Origin of the sequence: Chryseobacterium edaphi (assembly GCF_025628985.1) — a bacterium.
Taxonomy (GTDB): Bacteria; Bacteroidota; Bacteroidia; order Flavobacteriales; family Weeksellaceae; genus Chryseobacterium; species Chryseobacterium edaphi.
The window spans coordinates 121,926-145,271 of record NZ_JAOTEM010000006.1; the positions used below are offsets into that span (position 1 = coordinate 121,926).

The window sequence follows — 23,346 nt, forward strand, 5'->3', positions numbered from 1 at the left end:
GCGTCGTAAAAAAGAAATTTTTTACGATTTTCTTTAATTATATTTAAACTAAAATGAATGCAAACCAATGTTCTTTCTGTGGCAAGAAAAGAAATGAAGTGCAAATGCTTGTTTCCGGACAAAACGGATTTATATGCGAAAACTGTATAGAGCAGGCTCATTCTATCGTGAAAGACAGTGTGTCTCCTGCGGGATATTCACCTGCAGATACTATCGATGAATTGAAAAAGCCAAAACAAATAAAAGAATTTCTGGATCAGTACGTTATTGGTCAGGATCAGGCTAAAAAACAACTATCTATTGCTGTTTATAATCATTATAAAAGATTGCTTCATGCAAAAGATGAAAACCGTGACGTAGAGCTTGAGAAATCCAACATCATCATGATTGGTGAAACCGGTACCGGGAAAACATTACTGGCAAAAACTATCGCTAAAGAACTTAATGTTCCTTTCTGTATTGTTGATGCAACGATTTTGACTGAAGCAGGATATGTAGGGGAAGATGTTGAAAGTATTTTATCAAGACTCTTGATGGTAGCAGATTATGATGTAGAAAAAGCAGAGAAAGGAATTGTTTTTATTGATGAAATTGATAAAATTGCAAGAAAATCTGACAACCCGAGTATCACGCGAGATGTCTCAGGAGAAGGTGTACAGCAAGGTTTGTTGAAATTATTGGAAGGAAGTATTGTGAATGTTCCGCCGCAAGGAGGCAGAAAACATCCGGATCAGAAATATATTCAGGTGAATACACAAAATATTCTGTTTATTGCAGGTGGTGCTTTCGATGGTATCAAAGAAATCATTGAGAGAAGGATGAATAAGCAAGCAATTGGTTTTAGTTCAGAAAAAATCAATAAAGTGGGAGAAGATGATTATGTATTAACAAATCTTAATGCAATCGATCTTCGCTCTTTTGGATTAATTCCCGAACTTCTTGGTAGATTTCCAATCATCACTTATCTGGAGAAATTGACGAAGGAAACAATGGTAAGAATCATGACTGAACCAAAGAATTCAATTACCAATCAATTTGTCGAACTTTTCAAGATGGACGGGACAAAACTGGTGTTTACAGAAAGCGCTGTAGAGAAAATTGTAGATGAAACAATGGAAAAAGGACTGGGTGCAAGAGGACTCAGAGGAACCACCGAAAAAGTTTTGGAAGACTATATGTTCTCAATTGGAGAAGATGAAGAAATAATACTAAAAGAGGATAATATTTTGATAACGAATTGATTTTAACATTGAAAAAATGATTTAACCAGATTTTTTAGAAAAAAAGTTATATCTTTGCAGGTGAAGATTGTATTAACACAAAAAATATTATACAATGAAAAAAAATTTATTAGCTGTTGCCCTTTTAGTTTCCTTTTTCCAGTCTAAGGCGCAACTTACTACAGTAGCCAATGCAGCTGTAATGACTGTCAGACCAGGTACGTTAGTGTACAATGGTGGTGGTATGAAGACGGTTGGATCCGGTAGAGTTGACAACTATGGGAATATTATGATTGTAGCTGGTGCTACTACGGATAAATTCGAAACATTTCAGGCAAATGGAACTTCTGCTAAGCTTAATGGTGGGAATTTTAACCTTTTGTATGATGATGCAGCTTCGGCAACTTCTCCTTACGGTCAGCTTTACCTTACTAATTTTCGTCAGGCAGATATAACTGGTATTGTAGATAAACAGTACAGAGCGACTGCTAATGGTACATTCCAACAAATGGCGTTGCCATTTTATGGTAAAAAGCTTTCTGGGACATATGTTGCTGGTGAAGCAAATGACACCTTTTTGTCAACAGACTTAGGTACTAGTGGTTTTTCTAATTTACGAAATACCAATTCTATCGGGTATTGGGAAAATCAGAGAGTTTTAATGCATAATATTCCTAATACATCCACAACAACATTAACGAAAGCAGCTGCAGATATACAAACAACTTTGTATAACAATGCTGCAAGATATTATGCTGTAGGAGCTGCCAATTGGAATCCTGCGGTTGTACATACTATAAAAGGTGTTCCTTTCAGCGATAACAATAATCCAAGTGGTACTTTACTTTCTACTGCGAATCCATTGAATTATACTTTGAGAAATGCAGGTTATACTAATCCGACTACTCCAATTGCATATGGTGTTGGAACTGGTAATAATAACAATGGTGTTTATAATGAGCAATATAAAACTTATGTACAAGATGCCTTTGACTTGGCAAGTAGTCCGGGGTTTTTCAATGGAACTTCTGGTGTTGGTGAAGCAGGTACCTACGCAAGAAATTTATACCAATTTGGAAATCCGTTTTTAACTAATTTAGATTTATCAAGAGTTGGTTATGATGAGAATGGGGGAACAATTGGTGATGGTGATGATGGTAACACAATTACAAGCATTCGTGGTATAAGATATGAATCTCTTGGAGTAGTAACGAGTAACGGAGGTGCTACATCATCAACTCAATATAAGTTTGTAACTTATAATACAGACGGAACTCCGGCAGGAGATTTTACAGGGGCTATTATTAAGCCTATGCAGGCATTTGTTGTTAAATTAAGAAATAATACTTCTGATCAGAATATTATTTTTAATAATTTAAGAAGATTTGCGTCTACTACAAGAGCTGCTGCAACTCCTTATTCAGTAACAGCTGCTAAAAATGGAAGTACATTAAAACAACTTCGTGTTATAGGTTTAAATACTAATGGAGATGAAGTGATGAGGACTTATTATGTTGTAGGTAGCAATTTATCAACAGGTCGTCTAAATGATGTAAAACTTCAAGCTGCTGCTTTTAGTGGTGTATTAAGTACAAGAGAAGAACTTCCTTCAGGAGGTGAAGATACTGTTGCAAACGGATTGTATTGGTTATATATTAACGAAGCAAATGAGGTAGATTATTTAGGAAAGAAAATTAGGATGAATGCTGATTTGGCACAGATTACTTCTTTCAAATTCGAATTAGCAGAAGATGCTGTTGAGCTTTCTAACGGTCAGTCTACTTTTGTTAATGGCAACAATAGTTTTTATATTGAACAAACACCGGGAACTTACATTCAGATATCCCATAATCAAGTTGTTCCAGCAACCGCTGTAAATAGTGGATTGTATTATGGACAGCCAAATAGTGGAACTTTAGCTACAAACGAAACTGTAAAAGACGATGGTTTAGTAATAGCGCATGAAGATAAATCTAATACTCACCAAGTGATTTTCCCTAAATCTTGGAACAAGGCAACTGTTACGATTTACGACATGGCAGGACGTAAAATATTTACTCAGAAAGATATAAGTACAAGAAGTAATTTTATTCTGCCGATTTCTCAAAATGGAGCATATCTAGTTGAATGCGAATCTGAGAAAGGAGTAAAGGTTGTTAAGAAAGTTATAAAATAAACACACAGATTATGAGAAATAAAATTTTATACATAGTTACATTATTCTTCTGTTTGCTTTTCAAAGCTGAAGAACTTCCACAACCAGGTGGGGTAGGAGGTAATGGATACGGAAGACCCGCTTCACCGATTGACACGTATGTCTATATCTTAGCAATAGCAGCAATTTTAATGATTTTTTATTTTGCTAAAAAGTATAAGACACAAAAAATATAAAAATTTTATTAAAATATTTTAAACTCTCTGATTAGTCAGGGAGTTTTTTTATTTTTACACTATGAAAAAGATATTCGTATTATCGGGAATGTTGTTTACATTCTCTCTGCAAGCACAATTTTCTGTTAATATTCAGGTGCCTGCAGATTTTAAAGAGCAGGAGGCTATTTTATATACACTCAATGGTTCTAAAGATATTATTGTCACCAAGGAACAAAATAAAAACAATTCGTGGACTTTTAAATATCCTAAAAGCTATTCCGGGATGATGAAAGTTTATTTCCCGAATACAAACAATAATGTAAGCTTTATTTCTGAGAACAAAAATGTAAACATTAAACTTGAAACTGAAAAGAACAAAATTAAAAATGTAATCTATCAGGATGAGGCTAATCAACTGATGAATAATATTCAGGAAAATTCTCAAAAAAAGGAACTTATTCTTCCAGCATTGGCTCAGATTAAAGAATACTATAGAGATAATACAGACTTTGGAAAGGCGCTTATCACAGAAATAGGAAAACTCTCCGGTACAACAAACAGTGTAGATCAGGCAAGACATCCTTTTGTATATTATTATAATACCAATTATGCAAAATACTTATCCGATGACACAGCGAAAAAAGTAAATCAGGATGAGGTTATAGACTTCTTTGATAAATCTAACGATATGTTGGAATCTTCTTCACTTATCAGACCTATTTTAGTTGCTTATCTTAATAATGGTGGCAATACAAATGTAACGCAATCGGTAGATAAATTGTTGGATCGTCTGAAAGTAGAAACTCCACGCGGACAAACGGTTTTATCTGAATTAATAGATATTTTTGATGTCTATGAAATGACTGAATTTAAAACTAAATATTTAACTCTCGCAAAAAATCTTAAGTGTACCATTACAGATCGTTTGGCTTCCACATTGAAAGCAAATGCCAATGTTGAAATTGGAGCGACATTTCCCAACTACAAATTTCAATCAGCGGTTAATACAACTGCGAAATCTATTGCAGATGTAAAGGCTGATAAAAAAGTAATTGTTTTTTGGTCTTCGACATGCTCTCATTGTGAAACTGAGCTTCCACAGCTTTTAGCGAAGTACAATGAACTTAAAGCTAAAAATATTCAGATAATCGGGCTTTCTTTGGATATTGATAAAGACTCATATACTAAGAAAATTGTGGCCTTTCCATGGATTAATGACTCAGAATTGAAAGGTTGGAACAGCTCCTATTCTGATACCTACAATATTCATGCAACGCCAACGTATTTTATTTTGGATGCTAACAATAAGATTATCAGCAAACCAGATCATGTAGGTGATGTTTTGACAGATTTAAATGTAAAATAATTTTGGTGAATGTTAAATATTTTATATATTTGCACCACCAAAACGGCGAGGTAGCTCAGTTGGTTAGAGCGCAGGATTCATAACCCTGAGGTCACGGGTTCAATTCCCGTCTTCGCTACAGAAAACCCCTATTTTTATAGGGGTTTTATTATTTCAGAAACTATACGTTAAAAATTTTATACTGATATTTTCTCTTTAAAATTTTAAAATCTTTTAGTCACTAAGTCATTATGCTATTAAAATTTCTTTAAGTTTTATTTTGACGAGATTCTAATGAATACATTTTAAATGATTTTAAAATATAAATTAAAAAGACTTTTTCAGCTTTCGATTTCCATGAAATCTGAAAATGGGTGCTTCTTAACGAAATATTGAGATTTATTGTAGAAATTATTATCTCAATTTGGACGATAAACATTTAAATTGCAATTAAAAACAATTTAATCTGTAACTTTTTTTAAAATTTATATTTGATTTTCATTCAAAAATTTAATTTAACAATATCTCATTGTTTTTATTAAATTAATAATAGATTTTTATTCTGTTTTATATTTTTTAAGCATATGTAAAAATTATCATCAAATAGTAAATCATTTTTAAGGGATTAATGAAAATTTCAAACTTAAAAAATCATAAAGTTTTCTTAAAATTGAATAAAAAAGTAGTGATAGATTTTGAAATTAGAAATATTGTTGTATTTTTACAAAGCCTTGAATGAGGGAACAAGTCAAGGTAATAAATTTTTTTTCATCATTTGTGTTTTTAGAATCGTATCTCTGATACGATTCTTTTTTTTTTGTTTTTTACTTTTCGTAACGAACTAATAAATCAATAAAATATGAATAAGTTATAGAACCTTCCTGTTGATTGCTTTTGAGAAAAAGATTATTTGTAAAACCAAAAAAATCATCCAGCAATCCTTGATGTTCAAAAACAAACTGCTTTTCGTTTGCTCTGTCTCTTTTCATTCCTGCAGAATAGTTTTTAAGCATATCTTTTACAAACTCTTCATCTTCATAAACTATCGAGTTAAGAAGGCTTTTTAAAGTAAAATATTCTGTACTGTATTTGAGTTCGATGTTGCTTGAATTTACACCGATTAAATACCCAATGAAGTTAGCTTCTTGTTCGCGGGCAAAACCCAGCTGATGTGAGCTTTCATGAGCTAAAGTGAAAGGCAGATAAGATGACGGTAATTCGGAGTTATATTGGGCCTCTGCGGTAAAAGGATTGTAATATCCCAAAATGCCGGTAAAACTCATTACATTCTTAAATAAACTGGGTTTAAAAGCGTTTATATTAAGAGCTTTTTTATTTGAAATAAACGAAGGTAGTTTTGTTTGCTGACTCAAAATTTCAGTCTGAATATTTCTGATATTTAAAACAGTGAAAACGCCTTGCTGATTTTCTTTTACAAGCATTCTCGTCTGCTTACATTTCTCCAAATACTTTAAGGCTAATTTTTTTCTCTTTTCTACTGTAATTTCTGTTTTGGGAAGTTTGGAAACAATGGGTTTTTGAAAGTAAAGCATTCCCCAAAAAATTTGATAAGTGAAATAGAGAATATTAACGAGTATTAATATTTTAAGAAAAGATGTATTTCTTGTTTTCCTTTTGAAAGATTTAATAATAAAATATAAAAGTGAAATTCCTAAAAAGACATAAAGAACGTCTCCGAACGAAAATGGAATCCACGAAAATGAAAATTGATGGATATTCTTCTGAATTTCAAAAAAACTCTCAAACGCAGAAACCATTATTGTCAGCTTTGAAAAGGTAAAGAACAAAAGAATTTGGACAACTAAAATAGTTGCCCAAAATCTCTTTTTATGATATGTTTTTATTTGATTAATGTGCACCTTCAGATTCTAAAACGTCAACATTAATTCCTTGATTACTTAAAGCTTTTCTTGCCATGTAAGCAAAAACAGTGATGTAAGCAAAACACAATACCGGAATGATATATGAACTATGAATTCCTATAATATCAGATAATTTCCCTTGTAATGGCGGGATAATCCCTCCACCCAAAATCATCATTACTAAAAATGCAGAACCTTGAGCTGTATATTTTCCTAGTCCTGTAATAGCCAAAGTGAAAATCGATGGCCACATAATACTACAAGCTAAACCTCCCGAAAGGAATGCATAGATAGCGATATTTCCTGTAGTGAGTAAACCGATAATCATTGCAGTCACCCCAAATAATCCGAAAATTATCAAAGTCAAAGCTGGTTTGTTTTTACTTACTAAGAACAAAATCACCTGAATTACGATACAAATTGCATAATAATATAGATGTGACATATCTTTTTGAGCAATCATATTAATTCCAATGATAACGAAAAATGCCACAAATGGAACAATAATCGTAGCAATCATCTGCTGTTGTTTATTCAAATTAAAAACGCTGATTGCTCCAGTCCATCTACCGATCATTAAACTCCCCCAATACATAGAAATGTAAGGAGCCAAGTCAGAAGATTGATGACCACCAAATTCAGGTAAACTTAAAAGTTCTCCAAGGTTACTTCCGATAGCAACTTCTACTCCTACATAAGCAAGAATTGCAAGCATTCCCAAGACAAGTTGAGGATATTTCATAGCGCCCCATCCTTCAGGGTTTTTCTTAGAGCTTGTATTGGCATAAACAAGACATAGAACCACAGCTAATAATGCACCGCCTAAATAGTACATTCTTTGCTTTTCAAGTGGATGTTTCACTTCTTGTAATTCGACTTTTTTAGTGTCAATATTATTTTGAATAGTTGCAATATTTGCAACATCAGTTTCAGATTTTTTGCTGTTGTCTAAAGCTGTTATCTCATTGTTGATCACTTCAATTTTTTTAGAAGCATCTGAATTATAACTTGCAAATACAGGAATAAAACAAATGATGACTAAAGCAGTCATTGCAATCAGATTCTTTCTTGCTTTTCCTGCTTTTTCCATTGGTTCTGTAGATATTCCTGCAGGTAGTTTTTTAGAAAAATAAAAAATTCCGGCAGCAATTAAAAATAGAGCTCCAACTGCAGTGTACAGTAAAATTACTTTGTCTAATGGTAAATGTTTGATCTGATCGTTATCAACTGTAGCTGTTGTTCCAAAAAGAGCAAGACCAACAATGATAGGACCGATTGAAGTACCAAAAGAGTTGACACCTCCTGCAAGATTTTGTCGGCTGGTTCCTGTTTTTGGATCACCGAGTAAAACGGCAAAGGGGTTTGCTGCAGTCTGCTGAATAGAAAAACCTAATGCCACGACAAATAAACCGATAAGCATCCCGTAATACACATTACTTTTTACGGCAATAATCATGATCGCAGCACCTACGGCTGAGAGAAGCAAACCGTAAACAATACTTTTTTTATAGCCCCATTTTCCAATAATATCTATACCTTTTATCGTACTCGCAATAAAAAGGAATAAAGCGCCGAGAAAATAGGCTGTATAAAATGCAAAATCGATCAGCTGTGACTGAAACTGGTCGAGGGAAAAATAGTTTTTACAGAAAGGAATAAAGATACTGTTTCCCGCTGCAATAAAACCCCAGAAAAAGAACACAAGTATGAGTGTGTATAGTGCAGGGTAATTAGTTGGTTGATTTGTGTTAGACATATTTGTTTTTAAAAAATTCTTAACAACAAATATAATTTTTTTCTTTGATTAACTACGTTCAGTTAAAGTTTTTTTTATTGTCTCAAAAGAAGACAATTTCAAATCCTTCGGAGAATCTGTAGGTTCAAGAATATCGTTGAAATATACTTTTACTTTTCCGGGGAAACCTTTTGAGTTGTCAAACGGAAACATTTCTTTTAAACCAATGAAAGTAAACACTGCAATTGGCGAATGATGTTTAGAAGATAAGGTGAATGCGCCGTCTTTAAATTGATCTAAAACAATCGAAGTATCATCGGGAACACCACCTTCCGGGAAAAGTACAATGCTGTTGCCTTCTTCCATTTTTTCTGCACATCTTCGGTAGACATCGGCACGGCTTCTCGGGCTGCTTCGGTCAACCATGACACAAATTCTTTTATATATAGTTCCGAAAATAGGGATTTTTACCAATTCTTTTTTCCCAACATAGCAAAGTGGGTGATCAGGAAATAAAATACATGGAAGCATAATATCCATAATCGAAGTATGATTCGAGATGACAACATACTGTATATTTTTGTCAATCTTTTTATCGGTAAGATTGATGAGCTCATATCTCATTCCCATTCCGTAGAAAACGCCGTAGCACCAGATTCTTATAAAAATATAGGCGTATTTATAAGTTTTCTCGTTGAGAGATAATAAATAAACGGGTAAACCCAATAGGATCGTAAGCGAAAATGCTAAAACAACCAACCAAAACCTCCAGAGATAATTTAAAATCTTTACCACAAATTAACCGTTAAAAATTACTTTCTTCTTCACCGAATAGTTAAGAATGGAAACCAAGAGAATCGCTGCGATTTTGCTGATCATTTCCGGACTCAAGGTATAAAAAATTAAATCAATATTATCTTTAAATATGAAACTGTAGAATATCTGGAAGAAAAATAAACTCAGTAAGGTAGAAACAAAAGAAACTCCCATGAAATAAACAAACTCTCTCTTCTTCGAATGCTTTCCTCTTTCAAAAACAAACCAAATGCTCAGAAAATAATTAGATACAATTCCGCAACTCGTCGAGAAAATGTTACTTAAAGGAAAATGGATTCCGTGAAAATTCTGTTCCTGAGAAAATATCTGTGGAAGGTAGGTGCTGAAAATCTTAAAACTCCCAATTTCTACAATGGCACTCAGTCCGCCGGCAATGATGAAAAACAGGACTTGTTTGTGGCGTAGTAATAGTTCTCTCATGTATTTTAGTAATGTGCAAATTTATAACTATATGTTAAACAGTGAAAAAAGTTGTTAAATTTTTTTTTCGTGTAAAAATAATTTCTAAATTTAATTTTCAGAAAGAAACAAAATCTACCTGATACTAAATTCATTTTCAACTCATTCTGTTGATGGTTTTTCTATCTTGTAATAAGTGATTGAGACAAGTTGCTCAAATTTTACACACTAAAAAAATCAAAATATTTGTATGAAATCTCAAAACAAATACAGGAAATTTCAGCTTCAGCAAAAAAATATTGAAGCTTTGGAAAAAGAAAATACTCGTTTCAAAAGAGTGTATTCAGAGTACGAAAATATGTCAGATGAACTTTGGAATCTTGAAAATAAAGAGGGCGAAGCAATTCCCGACGACTTTATCAACGCAATGGTAATGCAGACTTCTTATCTTGAAAAGGAGATAGAAGACTGGCTTATACAGTTTAACCAAAACAAAACCGAAATCAAAAGCTGAGCTTAATCATTAAGAGGGTTTCCTTATCTGTTTTTAAGGGCTATTTAAAGATAAATTCATAATTTAGCACTCTTAAAATATGAATTATGATTGCTATTGTTGATAGTGGTTCTACAAAATCAGACTGGGTAATTTTAGATGAATTCAAAAATGTTTTTCTAAAAACTGAAACCATTGGTTTTAATCCCAATTTTATCAGCAGAGAACTTATTGTTCCCGAAATTGAAAAAAATACAAGCCTAAATACGGTCAAAAACTCAATTACCAAGATTTTTTTCTATGGTTCAGGTTGTGGTGTGAAACAAAACTGCGATACCATTGAACAGGAAGTTGGCAGAGTTTTTACGAATGCTAAAATCACGGTAAGAGAAGATTTGGCAGCGGCGGCATATGCAGCTTACAACGGAAAGCCTGCAATCGTTTGTATTATGGGTACGGGTTCCAACTCGTGTTACTTTGACGGAGAAAATTTAAAAATAAAACTTCCTTCATTAGGTATCCTTATTGGTGATGAAGGAAGCGGAAGCGCTATTGGTAAACAATTGGTGCGAAGATTTTTCATGCAGAAACTTCCGCAGGATCTTCATGAAGAATTTGAAAATACCTATCACCTTACAATTGATGAGGCATTGAAAAATATGTACCACAGTACGAGACCAAATGCTTTCCTTGCAGATTTCAATAAATTTGTGGTAGAGAGGAAAGATCATCCTTATTTTATCCAAATGGTTTCCGAAGAGATGAAAAATTTCTTCGAATATCAAGTGATTCCTTACGAAGAATCAAAAGAATCCGAGATCAATTTTATCGGATCAATTGCTTATTATTACGAAAATATTCTACGTTCTGTAGCTTCAGAACTTCAATTGAATGTGGGACACGTTGTACAAAAACCGATCGAAAGTTTAGTCAACTACCATATTAAATATATACTATAAAAAAACAGAAAACTCTATGTCGAATAAAACTCACCGCGACGAAAAAAATTTCAATCAGGCCGCGTTAGATTATCATAAAGCAGAACCGAAAGGAAAAATTGAAGTCATTCCTTCAAAGCCACACTCTTCGCAGAGAGATTTGTCTTTGGCATATTCTCCGGGAGTTGCCGTACCGTGTATGGAAATTCATCATCATCCTGAAACCGTTTATGATTACACAGGAAAAGGAAATTTGGTTGCTGTCATTTCAAACGGAACAGCTGTCCTTGGTTTGGGTGACATTGGTGCCGAAGCTTCAAAACCAGTAATGGAGGGGAAAGGTCTTTTGTTTAAAATCTTCGCAGACATCAATGTTTTTGATATCGAAATTGACGAAAAAGATCCTGATAAATTTATTCAGATTGTAAAAGGGATTGCCCCAACTTTTGGTGGTATTAACCTTGAAGACATCAAAGCTCCGGAAGCTTTTTATATCGAACAAAGATTAAAAGAAGAGTTAGATATTCCTTTAATGCATGATGATCAGCATGGAACAGCGATTATTTCTGCAGCAGCATTGATCAACGCACTTCAGATCGCCAATAAGAATATCGAAGAAGTGAAAATGGTTGTGAATGGAGCAGGAGCAGCAGCTGTTGCCTGTGCCAATCTCTATATTTCTTTAGGTTTGAAAAGAGAAAATATTTTAATGTGCGACAGTAAAGGAGTTATCAATCATAAAAGAGAAAACCTTACGCCTGAAAAAATAGATTTTATTGCTCAGACGGATATCGAAACTTTAGAAGATGCGTGTAAAGGTTCAGATGTTTTCATTGGTTTATCTAAAGGAAATGTGATGACGCCTGAAATGTTAAGCAGCATGTCAGAAAATCCAATTGTTTTTGCATTATCCAATCCTGATCCTGAAATCGCTTACGATTTGGCGCTTTCTACGAGAAAAGATGTGATCATGGCAACAGGAAGAAGTGATTATCCTAATCAGGTGAACAACGTTCTTGGTTTCCCTTATATTTTCCGTGGTGCTTTGGATGTTCAGGCAAAAGGAATTAATGAGGAAATGAAATTAGCCGCTGTTCATGCGATTGCTAATTTAGCTAAAGAACCGGTTCCTGAAGCGGTAATTTTAGCATATAATGTTCAGAATTTACAGTTTGGAAGAGAATATTTTATTCCAAAACCATTTGATAACAGATTAATTACCAAGGTTTCAAGTGCCGTAGCTAAAGCAGCGATTGACAGTGGAATTGCCAGAAAAACGATCACAGATTTTGACGAATATGAAACTCAGCTTCTTGACAGAATGGGAAGAGATGAGAAATTGGTGAGAATGATGCAGAACCGTGCAAAAGCAAATCCTAAGAGAATTACATTAGGGAATGCTGAAGAATACAACGTTTTGAAGGCTGCGCAAATTTTGTATGAGGAAGGAATTGCATATCCAAGTCTTTTAGGAGATAAAAAATACGTTAAAGAACAGATGGAGCGTTTCGGGATCAATATTGATGTTCCGATTATCGATCCAAGTGATGACGACCAGAAAGAAAACAGAAAAAAATACAGAGAAACGCTTTGGAAACTTCGTCAGCGAAAAGGGATGAACGAGTACAAAGCGAAAAGATACGTTCGTCAGCGAGATTATTTCGGACCTTTGATGTTGAAACATGGAGACACCGACGGATTGATTGTTGGTTTCTCTAAAAATTATGTCTCTACTTTAAGACCTGTTTTAGAAGTGATCGAAAAAGAAAAAGGGGTTGAAAAAGTTGCGGCAATGATGATGATCTTGTCTGAAAAGAAACCTATTTTCTTTGCAGATACTTCAATCAATCAGAATCCGAGTGCTGAAGATCTGGTGAATATTGCTAAAATGGCAGAACACACCGTAAAATCTTTTGCAATCGAACCAAGAATTGCAATGTTAGGTTTTGAAAACTTTGCAGCAATTTCCGATACTTCTAAGAAAGTTGCAAAAGCAGTAAGCATTCTTCACGAGAAATTCCCGAAAATGATTGTTGATGGAGAAATTCAACCTGATTTTGCGATGAATGCAGATCATTTAAGTGACTATCCATTCTCAAAATTAGGAACAACTCCGGCAAACACATTCATTTTCCCGAATCTGGAATCTGCCAATTTATCTTACAAAATCATCAGAGGAATGAAGGTTGCGCAGGTAATCGGACCGATTTTGATGGGACTGAAGCAGCCTGTCCACGTTTTACAAATGCGTTCAAGCGTTGATGAGATTGTGAACTTGGCAACTGTTGCAGTTTTGGATGCTCAGAGAAGAGAAGCGAAGAAATAATTATGTTAATGAATTATTATGAAAGTCCCAAAGGGACGGCCTAATAAGAGATAAGATAAAATCCTATCAAACAAAATTTATAAAAAAAGCGGTCAGAATTCATAGAATTCTGACCGCTTTTTTTATTTAGTGGATCTATTTTAAGAATTAAATTTTTTGAAGTTTCTTCTTTTTAAGCCAAATCATTGCCTCCACAATTACAAAAAAAGTTAAATATCATTCTTGTGTTAAATGAATTTATTACTTAGTTTAAATTACTATATTTGGAAGTTATAAAAATTAATGATGATATTTTCTTTACAAGGAATTGTTCAGGAGCTTACACCGACTTATGTGGTAGTCAATGTCAATGGCGTTGGGTATTATGTGGGCATCAGTTTAATGACTTCACAAACCCTGACTTTGAATCAGGAAACCATGCTTTTCATTCAGCAAATTATACGCGAAGACGCACATTTACTTTTTGGTTTTAAGACTCGTTCTGAAAAAGAAATGTTTAATCTCTTAATAAGTGTTAACGGAGTCGGTGCTGTGTCAGCATTGATTTTACTATCAACTTTAAGTCTTTCCGAGATTGCCACAGCTATACTTTCCAAAAATAGTGCCGTAATTCAGAAAGCAAAAGGTTTGGGGACAAAAACTGCAGAGAGAATCATCGTTGATTTGAAAGATAAAGTCCAGAAATTCGGCAGTATAGAAGAAAATAATTCTGTATTGGCAAATAATAAAAGTAAGGATGAAGCGTTATCTGCATTAGAAGTTTTAGGAATTTCTAAAAGGATGAGCGAGAAGATTGCTGATCGTATCATCAAGCAGGATCCGGAGATTTCTGTTGAAGAATTGGTAAAACAAATTTTAAAAAATATTTAACTTTTGGTGGAAAATAATAAGTTTCTCAAGATATATTCGTTCCTGTCATTTTTATTCTTATCAATCAATCTATTTGGTCAGGTAAATCCGGAAGCGTTTTCAATAAAAAAGGACTATAAAGTAACAGATCCTACCTATTACGAAGGCTATTACGATATCAAAACCGGGATGTACTATGTGTATCCTAAAATCGGAAATACCGTTACAGGTCAGCCAACTGCCATGTCTCCGGAAGATTATAAAGAATTCATGGAGGCTCAACAGGCGAGAGCATATTACAAAGATAAATCTGAAAGGTATAGTTTACTTTACAGGAAAGATACTTCTGAGGCTCAGAGAAGAGGTCTTATACCTTCATTGACCATTAATAACAGACTGTTTGAGAGCATTTTCGGGAGCAATAAAATTGAAATTATTCCTTCAGGATATGCCTCTTTTGATTTTGCAGGACTCTATCAGAAAATTGATAACCCTTTGATTTTACCTCAAAACAGAACCAGTTTTACATTTGATATTGATCAGAGAATTCAATTGGGGTTAATTGGAAAAGTAGGTGAGAATCTTCAGTTAAAAGCCAATTATGATACTCAAAGCGGATTTGCATTCGAGAACAGAATGAATTTGGTTTGGCAGTCGAAAGGTACATGGAAAGATCTTCAGACGAAAGGTTTGGGTGATGTGAATAAACCAAATGCAGGTGGTGAAGATAAAATCATTAAAAGAGTTGAATTTGGTAACGTAAATATGCCGCTTTCGACAAGTTTAATTCGTGGTTCAGAATCACTTTTTGGGGTGAAAACAGAATTTCAATTAGGTAAAACTTACGGAACTGTAGTGCTTTCTCAACAACAGGGTGAAGCAAGAAATATTGTTGTACAAGGTGGTGGTGTGATGAGCAATTTCAAAGTAAATGCCATCGATTATGAAGACAATCAGCATTACTTTATCGGACAATATTTCCTTGATAATTATGATGCTGCATTGCAAAATTATCCTCAGATCAACTCCAGAATCAATATCAGCAGAATGGAGGTTTGGGTTTTAGACCAGGGAAATTCCAACTTAGCTTATCAGAAAAGTATTGTAGGGATCAGAGATTTGGGAGACGGTCCTTCAGGCACTCCGGATAATACCCAAAACGGACTTTACCAAGCTGTATCAAATGCTATAGGAACTCCAAGAGAGCAAGGGAAAAACTATCTACCGAATTTCCAGGGACAGACTTTTCCGGGAAGCACAGTGCCTTACGATAATGGGGAGCATTTTATCTTAAACAGTAAAGTTCGAAGATTAAATTCTAATGAATTTACCTTTCATCCGCAGTTAGGATATATTTCATTAAATCAAAGACTGAATGATAATCAGCTTTTAGCCGTTTCATATTCTTATACAGTTAATGGAACTAATCAGGTGTACAAAGTCGGAGAATTCTCAGAAGAAAGTCCTGTTTTGGTAACCAAACTATTAAGATCCAACTCCAAAGTAGATGTTACTTCTCCTTTGTGGAACTTAATGATGAAGAATATTTACGCACTGGATGCAGGACAGGTGGATAGAGATGGTTTTATTTTAAATATTTACTACAGAGATGCTCAAACCGGAGGTAAGGTCAATTATCTTCCCAATACTCCTGTACAAAATACCAATTTATTGAAATTATTAAATTGGGACCGACTCAACGTCAACGGCGATTTGCAAAATAACAATGGAGTCTTGGGTGACGGAATTTTTGATTTCGTGAGCGGAATTACCATTCGTCCGGAATTAGGAAAATTGATTTATACCAAAGTCCAGCCTTTTGGTGGTTATATAGCACAGGTATTAGGAAGTAATGATCCGCAATATGTATTTACAGATCTATATACCCAACAGAAAAATGTAGCACAATCAAACAATCTTTCACAACGATATACGATGGAAGGTCGTTACAAAGGGGCTCAAGGACAGGGTATTTCTTTAGGTGCAGTAAACGTTCCTCAAGGTTCGGTAAAAGTTTCTGCAAATGGAGTTCAGCTTACAGAAGGTGTTGACTATACCGTCGATTATATGTTGGGATCAGTGACGATCATTAATGAAAATGTAAAACAATCTGGTCAGGCAATTAATATTTCATTAGAAAATCAGCTGACATTTAATACGCAGAGAAAAAGATTCTTAGGGGTAAATTTAGAAAGAAGAGTCAGCGAAAACTTTATTTTTGGTGGAACGGTTGTTAACTATTCCGAATCTCCTCTTACTCAAAAAGTAAACTATGGTCAGGAAGCCGTAAATAATACGATGGCGGGAATCAACATGATGTACAACAATCAGCTTCCTTTCCTGACAAGATTAACCGACAAAATTCCTGGAATTAATACTGAAGCACCATCCAATCTGAATTTCAAAATGGAAGGAGCATATTTGCTTCCGGGCATCAATAAAGGAACAAATGATCAATCTTATATTGATGACTTTGAACAAACGACTTCAAAAATTTCTTTAAAAGAACCAGCGGCATGGAGCTTAGCTTCAAAACCTGAAAAAAACCAAAGTCAACCGATCTTCAGTGGAGCCGGAGCCAATGATAATCTTACAAATGGTTACGGAAGAGGTTTGCTGTCATGGTACAATATTGACCCAAGATTTTGGGGAGTTGGAGGAAGAGCTCCTGCAGGAATTACTGCACAGTCGGTTTCTAATCACGCTTCAAGGAGAGTTCAGTTTTCAGAGATATTTAATAACAGGGATTTCGTAGCAGGTGAGCAAACTTTCACCAATACGTTTGATATTTCGTATTATCCTCTGGAAAAAGGACCTTATAATGTGAATCCGGCTTCAGAAACTCCGCTGCAAAGATGGGCTGGAATTATGAGACCGATTCAGGTTTCCAACTTTATCAATTCAAATATCGAATATGTAGAATTCTGGATGATGGATCCTTATGCTGACGGAAATGATTTGGGAACTCAACCAAAATTACGACTTCAGTTAGGAAATGTAAGTGAAGATATTTTGAAAGACGGATTTATGCAGTACGAAAACGGATTGCCAGTTCCTTCTCAGACTTCTTCGACATCCAACTCAAATTGGGGGATACAGCCAAAGCAACCTGCAATTCTTTATGCGTTTTCAACAGAAGGCACAGAACGTACGATTCAGGATGCAGGATATGATGGTTTAACTTCAGATCAGGAATCAATGAAATTCGGAAATACATTTGTCAATCCGGTATTGAATCTTTCTGACCCTGCAGTTGATGATTTTGTATTCTATATGTCTGAAAGATTTACAGGAAGCCAGGCTGCTTCAATTGTACAGAGATACAAGTATTTCAGAGGTCCTGAAGGAAACTCACAAAGTAATTCTCTTGAAGTTGCTTCACAAACTCCGGATGCAGAAGATATCAACAAAGATTATAACCTTGATCAGAGCGAAAATTATAACGAATATGTTGTTAATTTAGATAAAGCAAGCTTAGAAACAGGAACTGATAATTACATCGTTGACAGAAAAACAGTAACTGCTACCTTCCAGAACGGACAAAATTCTCAGGTGAAATGGTATTTATTTAGAATTCCGGTTTCAGATTTTAATAATCCTAATCAGCCGAATCTTGGTGGAGATAAAAATGCTTCAATTCTTAACAACGTAAGATTTGCAAGATTACTAATGACAGGATTTGAGCAGACTTCTACTTTGAGATTTGGTACGATGGATTTAGTAAGATCAGACTGGAGAAGATATCCTAAAAATCTTGCAAAGTTTTTTAATACTTCAGCAACCCCGCCAACTCCGTCAACTCCTGATCCAGCTACAGATGAGGGATTAACAAATATTACTCTCAATGATTTTGAAGTTGGAAGTGTAAATATAGAGGAGAATGCATTAAATCAACCACCTTATGTACTGCCTCCTGGAATTGACAGACAGGTATTGAGCGGAAATGCAGGTGCACAGAGACAAAATGAAGCTTCATTATATATGAAAGCTACATCACTTCCTGCTAATGAGGCTAGAGGAGTATTTAAAAATACTACTTTGGATATGAGAAGATATAAAAAATTAAAACTTTTTGTACATGCTCAAGATCCAACTAATAGAGCTACGGGTATTGATAAAAATACAAAATTCTTTATACGTTTTGGAAGTGATGCTACAGACAATTATTATGAATATGAATCTTCTCTAAAAATTACACCCAAGACAGCAACGTCGCCAATGGATATTTGGCCTTTTGAAAATGATGTTGATTTGGAAATCCAAAACTTTGTTGATGCAAAAATCAGAAGAGATAAAAAATCTCCTACTGAGATCATTAAAAGATCAGAAGATTCGGAGTTTGGAGGAGGCGATACATTTAAGAAAATATACATTAAAGGTCGTCCTAGTTTAGGTAACGTGACGACAATAATGGTCGGAATAAGAAATGCCGGAGAATCAGGTTCTACATCTATGGACAGAATTCTTTGGGTAAACGAAATCCGTCTTTCTGAAATTGAAAATGATGGTGGTTATGCCGGAAATGCAAGTTTAAATTTTAACCTTGGCGATTTTGCAGTAGTGAATGCAAACGGTTCTTATACTTCGGTTGGTTTTGGAAATATAGATTCAAAACCGGCAGAAAGAAATCAGTCAACGCAATCGGCATTCAGCGTAAACACTCAGGTGAATGTAGATAAATTCTTACCTGAAAAAACAGGAGTGAAAATTCCGTTGAACTATTCTTATTCGCAAACCATCGAAGATCCGAAATACAATCCTTTGGATACCGATGTTGAATTTAGCAAAGCAGCCAACAAAGAAGAACTGAAGAAAGTAGCAAGAACCTATACCCAGCAGAGAAGTTTAGGTGTTGTAAATATGCGTAAAGAAAGGGTAAAAGAAAACAGTAAACCAAGATTCTATGATGTAGAAAACCTTTCTGTAACTGCTGTTTACAATGACGATTATTACAGAGATATTTATACCAAGAAGAATTACAGACAATATTTCAGGGGATTTGTTGATTATAATTACACATTCAAGCCATGGGTAATTAAGCCATTCAATAAAATGATCAGCGATACCGCAAAGTCAACTAAATATTTGAGATGGATTAAAGAATTCAATTTTAATCCGGTGCCTACAAGAATATCTTTCAGAACAGAATTAGACCGAAATTACAATGAGCTTGAATTTAGAAATATCGATGCTATTTTAAGTGGAAACTTAGGGGATGATTTTGCGGCGATCAAAAACAGAAATTTCTATTTCGGATGGCAGTATGGTTTAGGATTTAATTTTACTAAATCTTTAAAATTAGAAATCAACTCTCTGACGAGAACACTGAATGATAATGTGGATGTCAACACCATGGATAATTCTTCTATTTTTGGAAACATTTTCAGATCAGGAAGACCTGTATTGTACAATCACAGAGTGCAGTTAAATTATAAATTGCCGTTCCAGTTGGTTCCATATTTAGACTTTATCGATGCAGAATTGCAGTACGGCTTCACATATAATTGGAATGCAAGATCTACCGTTTTGAGCCAATATATTAATCCAGATACAAATCAAAGAGAAAGTTTAGGATCAATCGGTCAGAACACGAATATTATTCAGGCGACAGCAACAGCAGATATTCCGAAGTTTTTTGGTCAGTTTGCCTATTTCAAAAAAATGTCAGCAACTCTCCAGAAGCGTAAGCAGGAAATGGATTCATTAAACAATGTTTACACTCAGGCTTGGGATAAAAACAGATATAAGTATAAAAGATATAAGTTTAAAAACAAGTTGTCGATTTTACAGAATGCAGCATTTTTATTGACATCATTTAAACAATTAGATGTTAACTATTCTGAAAACAACGGAACGGTTCTTCCAGGATTATTATCTGCTCCGAATGGCTATGGTTATGGTCAAACTTTAGGAGGTCCAACAATCGGGTTCCTTTTAGGTTCTCAGGCAGACATCAGACGTACGGTAATCGAAAACGGATGGGTAAGTGATTCAGATTATATGATTGATCCTTATGTGAAAATGTCAACAAGGGAACTTCGTGCAAATCTTCAGATGATGCCGGTCAATGATTTTAGAATTGATTTTAATGTTTTGCAAACATACAACCGAAACTTCTCACAAACAGGATTCAACTTCCGTGATAATGATGGTTTCTCAAATCCGAATTTAACTTTTGCCAGTGATATGGTGAGTTACTCAAACTCAGTCGTACTTGTAAATACAGCTTTCCAAAGTGGACAGGCAGTTTACGAATCAATCAGAACAAATGCACGACTTATCTCCCAACAGTTGGGTGGTGCAATAGAAAATGATGGATTTACCGATGGTAACAGTATCTCCAATGCGTATGTATTAATTCCGGCATTCCGAGCTGCCGTTGAAGGAAAAGCAGCCAAAGCAATTGGAAATCCTAAAAAAGCAGGTATGCCACTTCCAAACTGGAGAATTATTTATTCAGGGTTGAAAAACATACCGATTATCAGTGGACAGTTTACAAAGTTTGATATCCTGCACAGTTACAATGCAACATATACTGCAACAGGTATTCAATCAAGTATTGATTATTTCAATAGTAGTGTAGGCGCAAGAGATGTGAATGATGATTACATCAATCCTTATACATTTGCTCAGGTAGGTTATGTGGAAGCTTTCTCTCCACTTTTGGGAATTGATGTTACGATGAGAAATAATTTTCAGTTTGGCTTACAGTACAATAAAATGAGAACCTTGTTGTTAGGGCTTGTCAATCATACTTTGACCGAAGATTCCAATACAGAATATGTAGTGAGATTGGGCTATATCGTAAGGAACTTCAGACTAGGAAACATGGCCACTACCAGAAGAGGCGGAAGAGGTAAGGGAAGTGATCTGAATATTAGAGGAGATATTTCATTGAGAGACAGCCGCACAAGTATTATGAATATCTTATTGGATGATTCACAGGTAACAGGAGGTCAGAAATTGATGAACATTAAATTGGCTGCAGATTACAACGTTTCAGAAAACCTGAACTTAAGAGTATTCTACGAGCAGATGACTTCAAAATATAAAATCTCAACTGCGTTCCCGCTATCAACCATTAGAGCAGGTATTTCAGCAACCTTTACTTTTGGTGATTCCGGAGGATTATAAAAAGATTAAGTTAAAATCCCTTTCTTTATAGAGAGGGATTTTTATTTTAATAAAATGCTTTTACTTGTAACCATTTAATATTTGCATCTTTTAATTTTTAATCTATCAAGCAAACAAACTTCCATCGTTCAACCCCAAACTTCCCGCTCATCAAATAATCATTTATTTTTCTTTGAGCATATCTCTATTTTGAATAAATTTGTCAATATTAAATAAAAAATTAAAATGAACACACCATCAGAATTAAAGTACACTAAAGATCACGAGTGGGTAAAGATTGAAGGTAACATCGCTACGATTGGAATTACAGACTTTGCACAAGGAGAGTTGGGAGATATCGTTTATGTAGATGTAGATACTGTAGATGATGACATCAATGGAGGAGACGTTTTCGGAAGTGTAGAAGCTGTAAAAACAGTTTCCGATCTGTTCTTGCCAATTTCAGGAAAAGTGATTGAGTTCAATGCTGCTTTAGAAGATCAGCCTGAATTACTAAACACAGAACCTTACGGAAACGGTTGGATCATCAAATTGGAGATTGCTGACGGTGCAGATCAGTCAGAATTACTTTCTGCAGAAGAATACCAGGAAATAATTGGATAAGATTTCAAACATATTTATTAAGATATTGCCCATTTATTGGGCATTTCTTACTTATATGCTCCTCCGTCCGGGTATAGAAAACCATGAGTATTTCTTTATGTTCAATGGCATCGACAAAGTTTTGCATTTAGGAATATTTGCGATGCTGGGTTTTGCGTTCATGGCGGCCTTCCCGAGAATCAAATTCTCATACTTCTTTCAGATCATCCTTATATATGCATTCCTCACAGAAATTCTACAGGAAGAAATGCACTTCGGCAGATCCATGGAAACCTTAGACATTGTTGCCGACACCATCGGTTGTCTCATTGGATACTATATATATAAGGTATTAGTCAAAAGATTTTTCTGACAGATCATTACACTTTCATCAGACGTTTATCTTTACAATTTCGTTTTTTTCTTTTTCAGGAGCTTAATCCCGCTATCCACTATATCTTTTTTAGATTACCGCTGCTTTGCATCGGCAATCTAAAAAAGGATGCCGTTTCTATCGGGGCTATGGGATTTGTCCGAAGATCACGATTTGCCAAAGATTTATTTCACGGTACTAATTTATTGTATTTAAGATATCTACTTTCTGTAGAACTCTGGATGACTTTTTGAAACTTCTCCTTTATCACTTTCAAAATAAACTCCTCTGATTATTTCTGCGGAGTAAGAAGTTTGTAGAATACTTCATTTGTAACAATGGCATTCAATGGGCGCGACAGAAAATTATAATTTTCATACATACATATATATAGTAGATACAGTTTTCAATTGCAAAGTTATTTTGAAAGTAAAAGTATCATCATTATATATAAGAATACTAGCGATTCTACCCTGAATGACACATTTCAAATACCAAAATATGCAGTCCTTAGTGATGGATAAGATAATATGATGATTGTGGATAAGTCCATTTTTCAAACTAATGCCTATCTCATCAGCGTTTTAACCTTTTAGTTTTCCACATTTAAAAAATTAGAGTTGCAAACATTTGTTTTGTATAGGGTGCTGCCGTATCTTTGCCCCACTGAAAAACGGAAGTTTGAGGTAGCGCAGAAGAGCCTTTTAGATGGGCAGGAACAAAAACTCTGAATAGAAATTAACTTAAAAATCTCAATAAATTTTGTGTAAATAAAATTTGTGGGAATAAAAAAAGTTTTTATCTTTGCAGTCCCGATACTGGGAGCGCAGGAGTGGATAGATTAGGTGTTGAGATAAGA

The 23,346-nt window shown here is 34.6% G+C and carries 15 protein-coding genes and 1 tRNA gene; 12 read left to right on the forward strand and 4 right to left on the reverse strand.

Going from position 1 to position 23,346, the window contains the following annotated elements; genetic code table 11:
* The first annotated feature begins 53 nt into the window (after nt 1–53).
* The 5 genes from clpX to NZ698_RS18405 all read left to right on the forward strand — a co-directional run bounded on the left by clpX (nt 54) and on the right by NZ698_RS18405 (nt 5,077).
* On the forward strand, nt 54–1,241 hold the full coding sequence (gene clpX / locus NZ698_RS18385; RefSeq protein WP_263004705.1) for an ATP-dependent Clp protease ATP-binding subunit ClpX: 1,188 nt from the start codon (nt 54–56) through the stop codon (nt 1,239–1,241).
* Nucleotides 1,242–1,335: 94 nt separating this feature from the next.
* Nucleotides 1,336–3,396, forward strand: coding sequence for a T9SS type A sorting domain-containing protein (locus tag NZ698_RS18390; RefSeq protein ID WP_263004706.1), 2,061 nt, complete (start codon nt 1,336–1,338; stop codon nt 3,394–3,396).
* Between the two features lie 53 nt (nt 3,397–3,449).
* On the forward strand, nt 3,450–3,611 hold the full coding sequence (locus tag NZ698_RS18395; protein WP_263004707.1) for a hypothetical protein: 162 nt from the start codon (nt 3,450–3,452) through the stop codon (nt 3,609–3,611).
* 61 nt (nt 3,612–3,672) lie between these two features.
* A complete protein-coding gene (locus NZ698_RS18400; RefSeq protein ID WP_263004708.1) occupies nt 3,673–4,959 on the forward strand; it encodes a TlpA family protein disulfide reductase in 1,287 nt (428 codons plus the stop codon).
* Nucleotides 4,960–5,003: 44 nt separating this feature from the next.
* Nucleotides 5,004–5,077 (forward strand) — tRNA-Met (locus NZ698_RS18405).
* Between the two features lie 685 nt (nt 5,078–5,762).
* Here NZ698_RS18405 and NZ698_RS18410 read toward each other — a convergent pair.
* From NZ698_RS18410 to NZ698_RS18425, 4 genes are all read right to left on the reverse strand, one after another.
* Nucleotides 5,763–6,716, reverse strand: coding sequence for a DUF3810 domain-containing protein (locus NZ698_RS18410; RefSeq protein WP_263004709.1), 954 nt, complete (start codon nt 6,714–6,716; stop codon nt 5,763–5,765).
* Between the two features lie 91 nt (nt 6,717–6,807).
* Nucleotides 6,808–8,577 (reverse strand): MFS transporter, encoded by a 1,770-nt coding sequence (locus NZ698_RS18415; RefSeq protein WP_263004710.1) that lies wholly within the window; start codon nt 8,575–8,577, stop codon nt 6,808–6,810.
* Nucleotides 8,578–8,625: 48 nt separating this feature from the next.
* Nucleotides 8,626–9,351, reverse strand: coding sequence for a lysophospholipid acyltransferase family protein (locus NZ698_RS18420; RefSeq protein WP_263004711.1), 726 nt, complete (start codon nt 9,349–9,351; stop codon nt 8,626–8,628).
* A gap of 3 nt (nt 9,352–9,354) precedes the next feature.
* On the reverse strand, nt 9,355–9,813 hold the full coding sequence (locus NZ698_RS18425; protein ID WP_263004712.1) for a GtrA family protein: 459 nt from the start codon (nt 9,811–9,813) through the stop codon (nt 9,355–9,357).
* 229 nt (nt 9,814–10,042) lie between these two features.
* Between NZ698_RS18425 and NZ698_RS18430 the strand changes: the two genes are divergently transcribed.
* The 7 genes from NZ698_RS18430 to NZ698_RS18460 all read left to right on the forward strand — a co-directional run bounded on the left by NZ698_RS18430 (nt 10,043) and on the right by NZ698_RS18460 (nt 22,487).
* Nucleotides 10,043–10,306, forward strand: coding sequence for a hypothetical protein (locus tag NZ698_RS18430; RefSeq protein WP_263004713.1), 264 nt, complete (start codon nt 10,043–10,045; stop codon nt 10,304–10,306).
* An 86-nt stretch (nt 10,307–10,392) separates the two neighbouring features.
* Complete coding sequence (locus NZ698_RS18435; protein ID WP_263004714.1) at nt 10,393–11,244, forward strand: BadF/BadG/BcrA/BcrD ATPase family protein; 852 nt, start codon at nt 10,393–10,395, stop codon at nt 11,242–11,244.
* Between the two features lie 16 nt (nt 11,245–11,260).
* On the forward strand, nt 11,261–13,549 hold the full coding sequence (locus NZ698_RS18440) for an NADP-dependent malic enzyme (RefSeq protein WP_263004715.1): 2,289 nt from the start codon (nt 11,261–11,263) through the stop codon (nt 13,547–13,549).
* 285 nt (nt 13,550–13,834) lie between these two features.
* Entirely contained in the window at nt 13,835–14,419 is a 585-nt protein-coding gene (ruvA, locus tag NZ698_RS18445) for a Holliday junction branch migration protein RuvA (protein WP_263004723.1), read from the forward strand.
* 6 nt (nt 14,420–14,425) lie between these two features.
* Entirely contained in the window at nt 14,426–21,532 is a 7,107-nt protein-coding gene (gene sov, locus NZ698_RS18450) for a T9SS outer membrane translocon Sov/SprA (RefSeq protein WP_263004716.1), read from the forward strand.
* A gap of 225 nt (nt 21,533–21,757) precedes the next feature.
* Entirely contained in the window at nt 21,758–22,135 is a 378-nt protein-coding gene (gcvH, locus tag NZ698_RS18455) for a glycine cleavage system protein GcvH (RefSeq protein ID WP_263004717.1), read from the forward strand.
* Between the two features lie 25 nt (nt 22,136–22,160).
* Nucleotides 22,161–22,487, forward strand: a complete 327-nt coding sequence (locus NZ698_RS18460; RefSeq protein ID WP_263004718.1) for a VanZ family protein — start codon at nt 22,161–22,163, stop codon at nt 22,485–22,487.
* Nucleotides 22,488–23,346: the final 859 nt, after the last annotated feature.

Bases quoted from the DNA above. Each gene is read 5' to 3' on its own strand.
- NZ698_RS18440 (WP_263004715.1), top strand. From the start codon at position 11,261: ATGTCGAATAAAACTCACCGCGACGAAAAAAATTTCAATCAGGCCGCG.
- NZ698_RS18430 (WP_263004713.1), top strand. From the start codon at position 10,043: ATGAAATCTCAAAACAAATACAGGAAATTTCAGCTTCAGCAAAAAAAT.
- NZ698_RS18400 (WP_263004708.1), top strand. From the start codon at position 3,673: ATGAAAAAGATATTCGTATTATCGGGAATGTTGTTTACATTCTCTCTG.
- NZ698_RS18410 (WP_263004709.1), bottom strand. From the start codon at position 6,716: ATGGTTTCTGCGTTTGAGAGTTTTTTTGAAATTCAGAAGAATATCCAT.
- NZ698_RS18415 (WP_263004710.1), bottom strand. From the start codon at position 8,577: ATGTCTAACACAAATCAACCAACTAATTACCCTGCACTATACACACTC.
- clpX (WP_263004705.1), top strand. From the start codon at position 54: ATGAATGCAAACCAATGTTCTTTCTGTGGCAAGAAAAGAAATGAAGTG.
- NZ698_RS18390 (WP_263004706.1), top strand. From the start codon at position 1,336: ATGAAAAAAAATTTATTAGCTGTTGCCCTTTTAGTTTCCTTTTTCCAG.
- NZ698_RS18435 (WP_263004714.1), top strand. From the start codon at position 10,393: ATGATTGCTATTGTTGATAGTGGTTCTACAAAATCAGACTGGGTAATT.
- NZ698_RS18425 (WP_263004712.1), bottom strand. From the start codon at position 9,813: ATGAGAGAACTATTACTACGCCACAAACAAGTCCTGTTTTTCATCATT.
- ruvA (WP_263004723.1), top strand. From the start codon at position 13,835: ATGATATTTTCTTTACAAGGAATTGTTCAGGAGCTTACACCGACTTAT.
- gcvH (WP_263004717.1), top strand. From the start codon at position 21,758: ATGAACACACCATCAGAATTAAAGTACACTAAAGATCACGAGTGGGTA.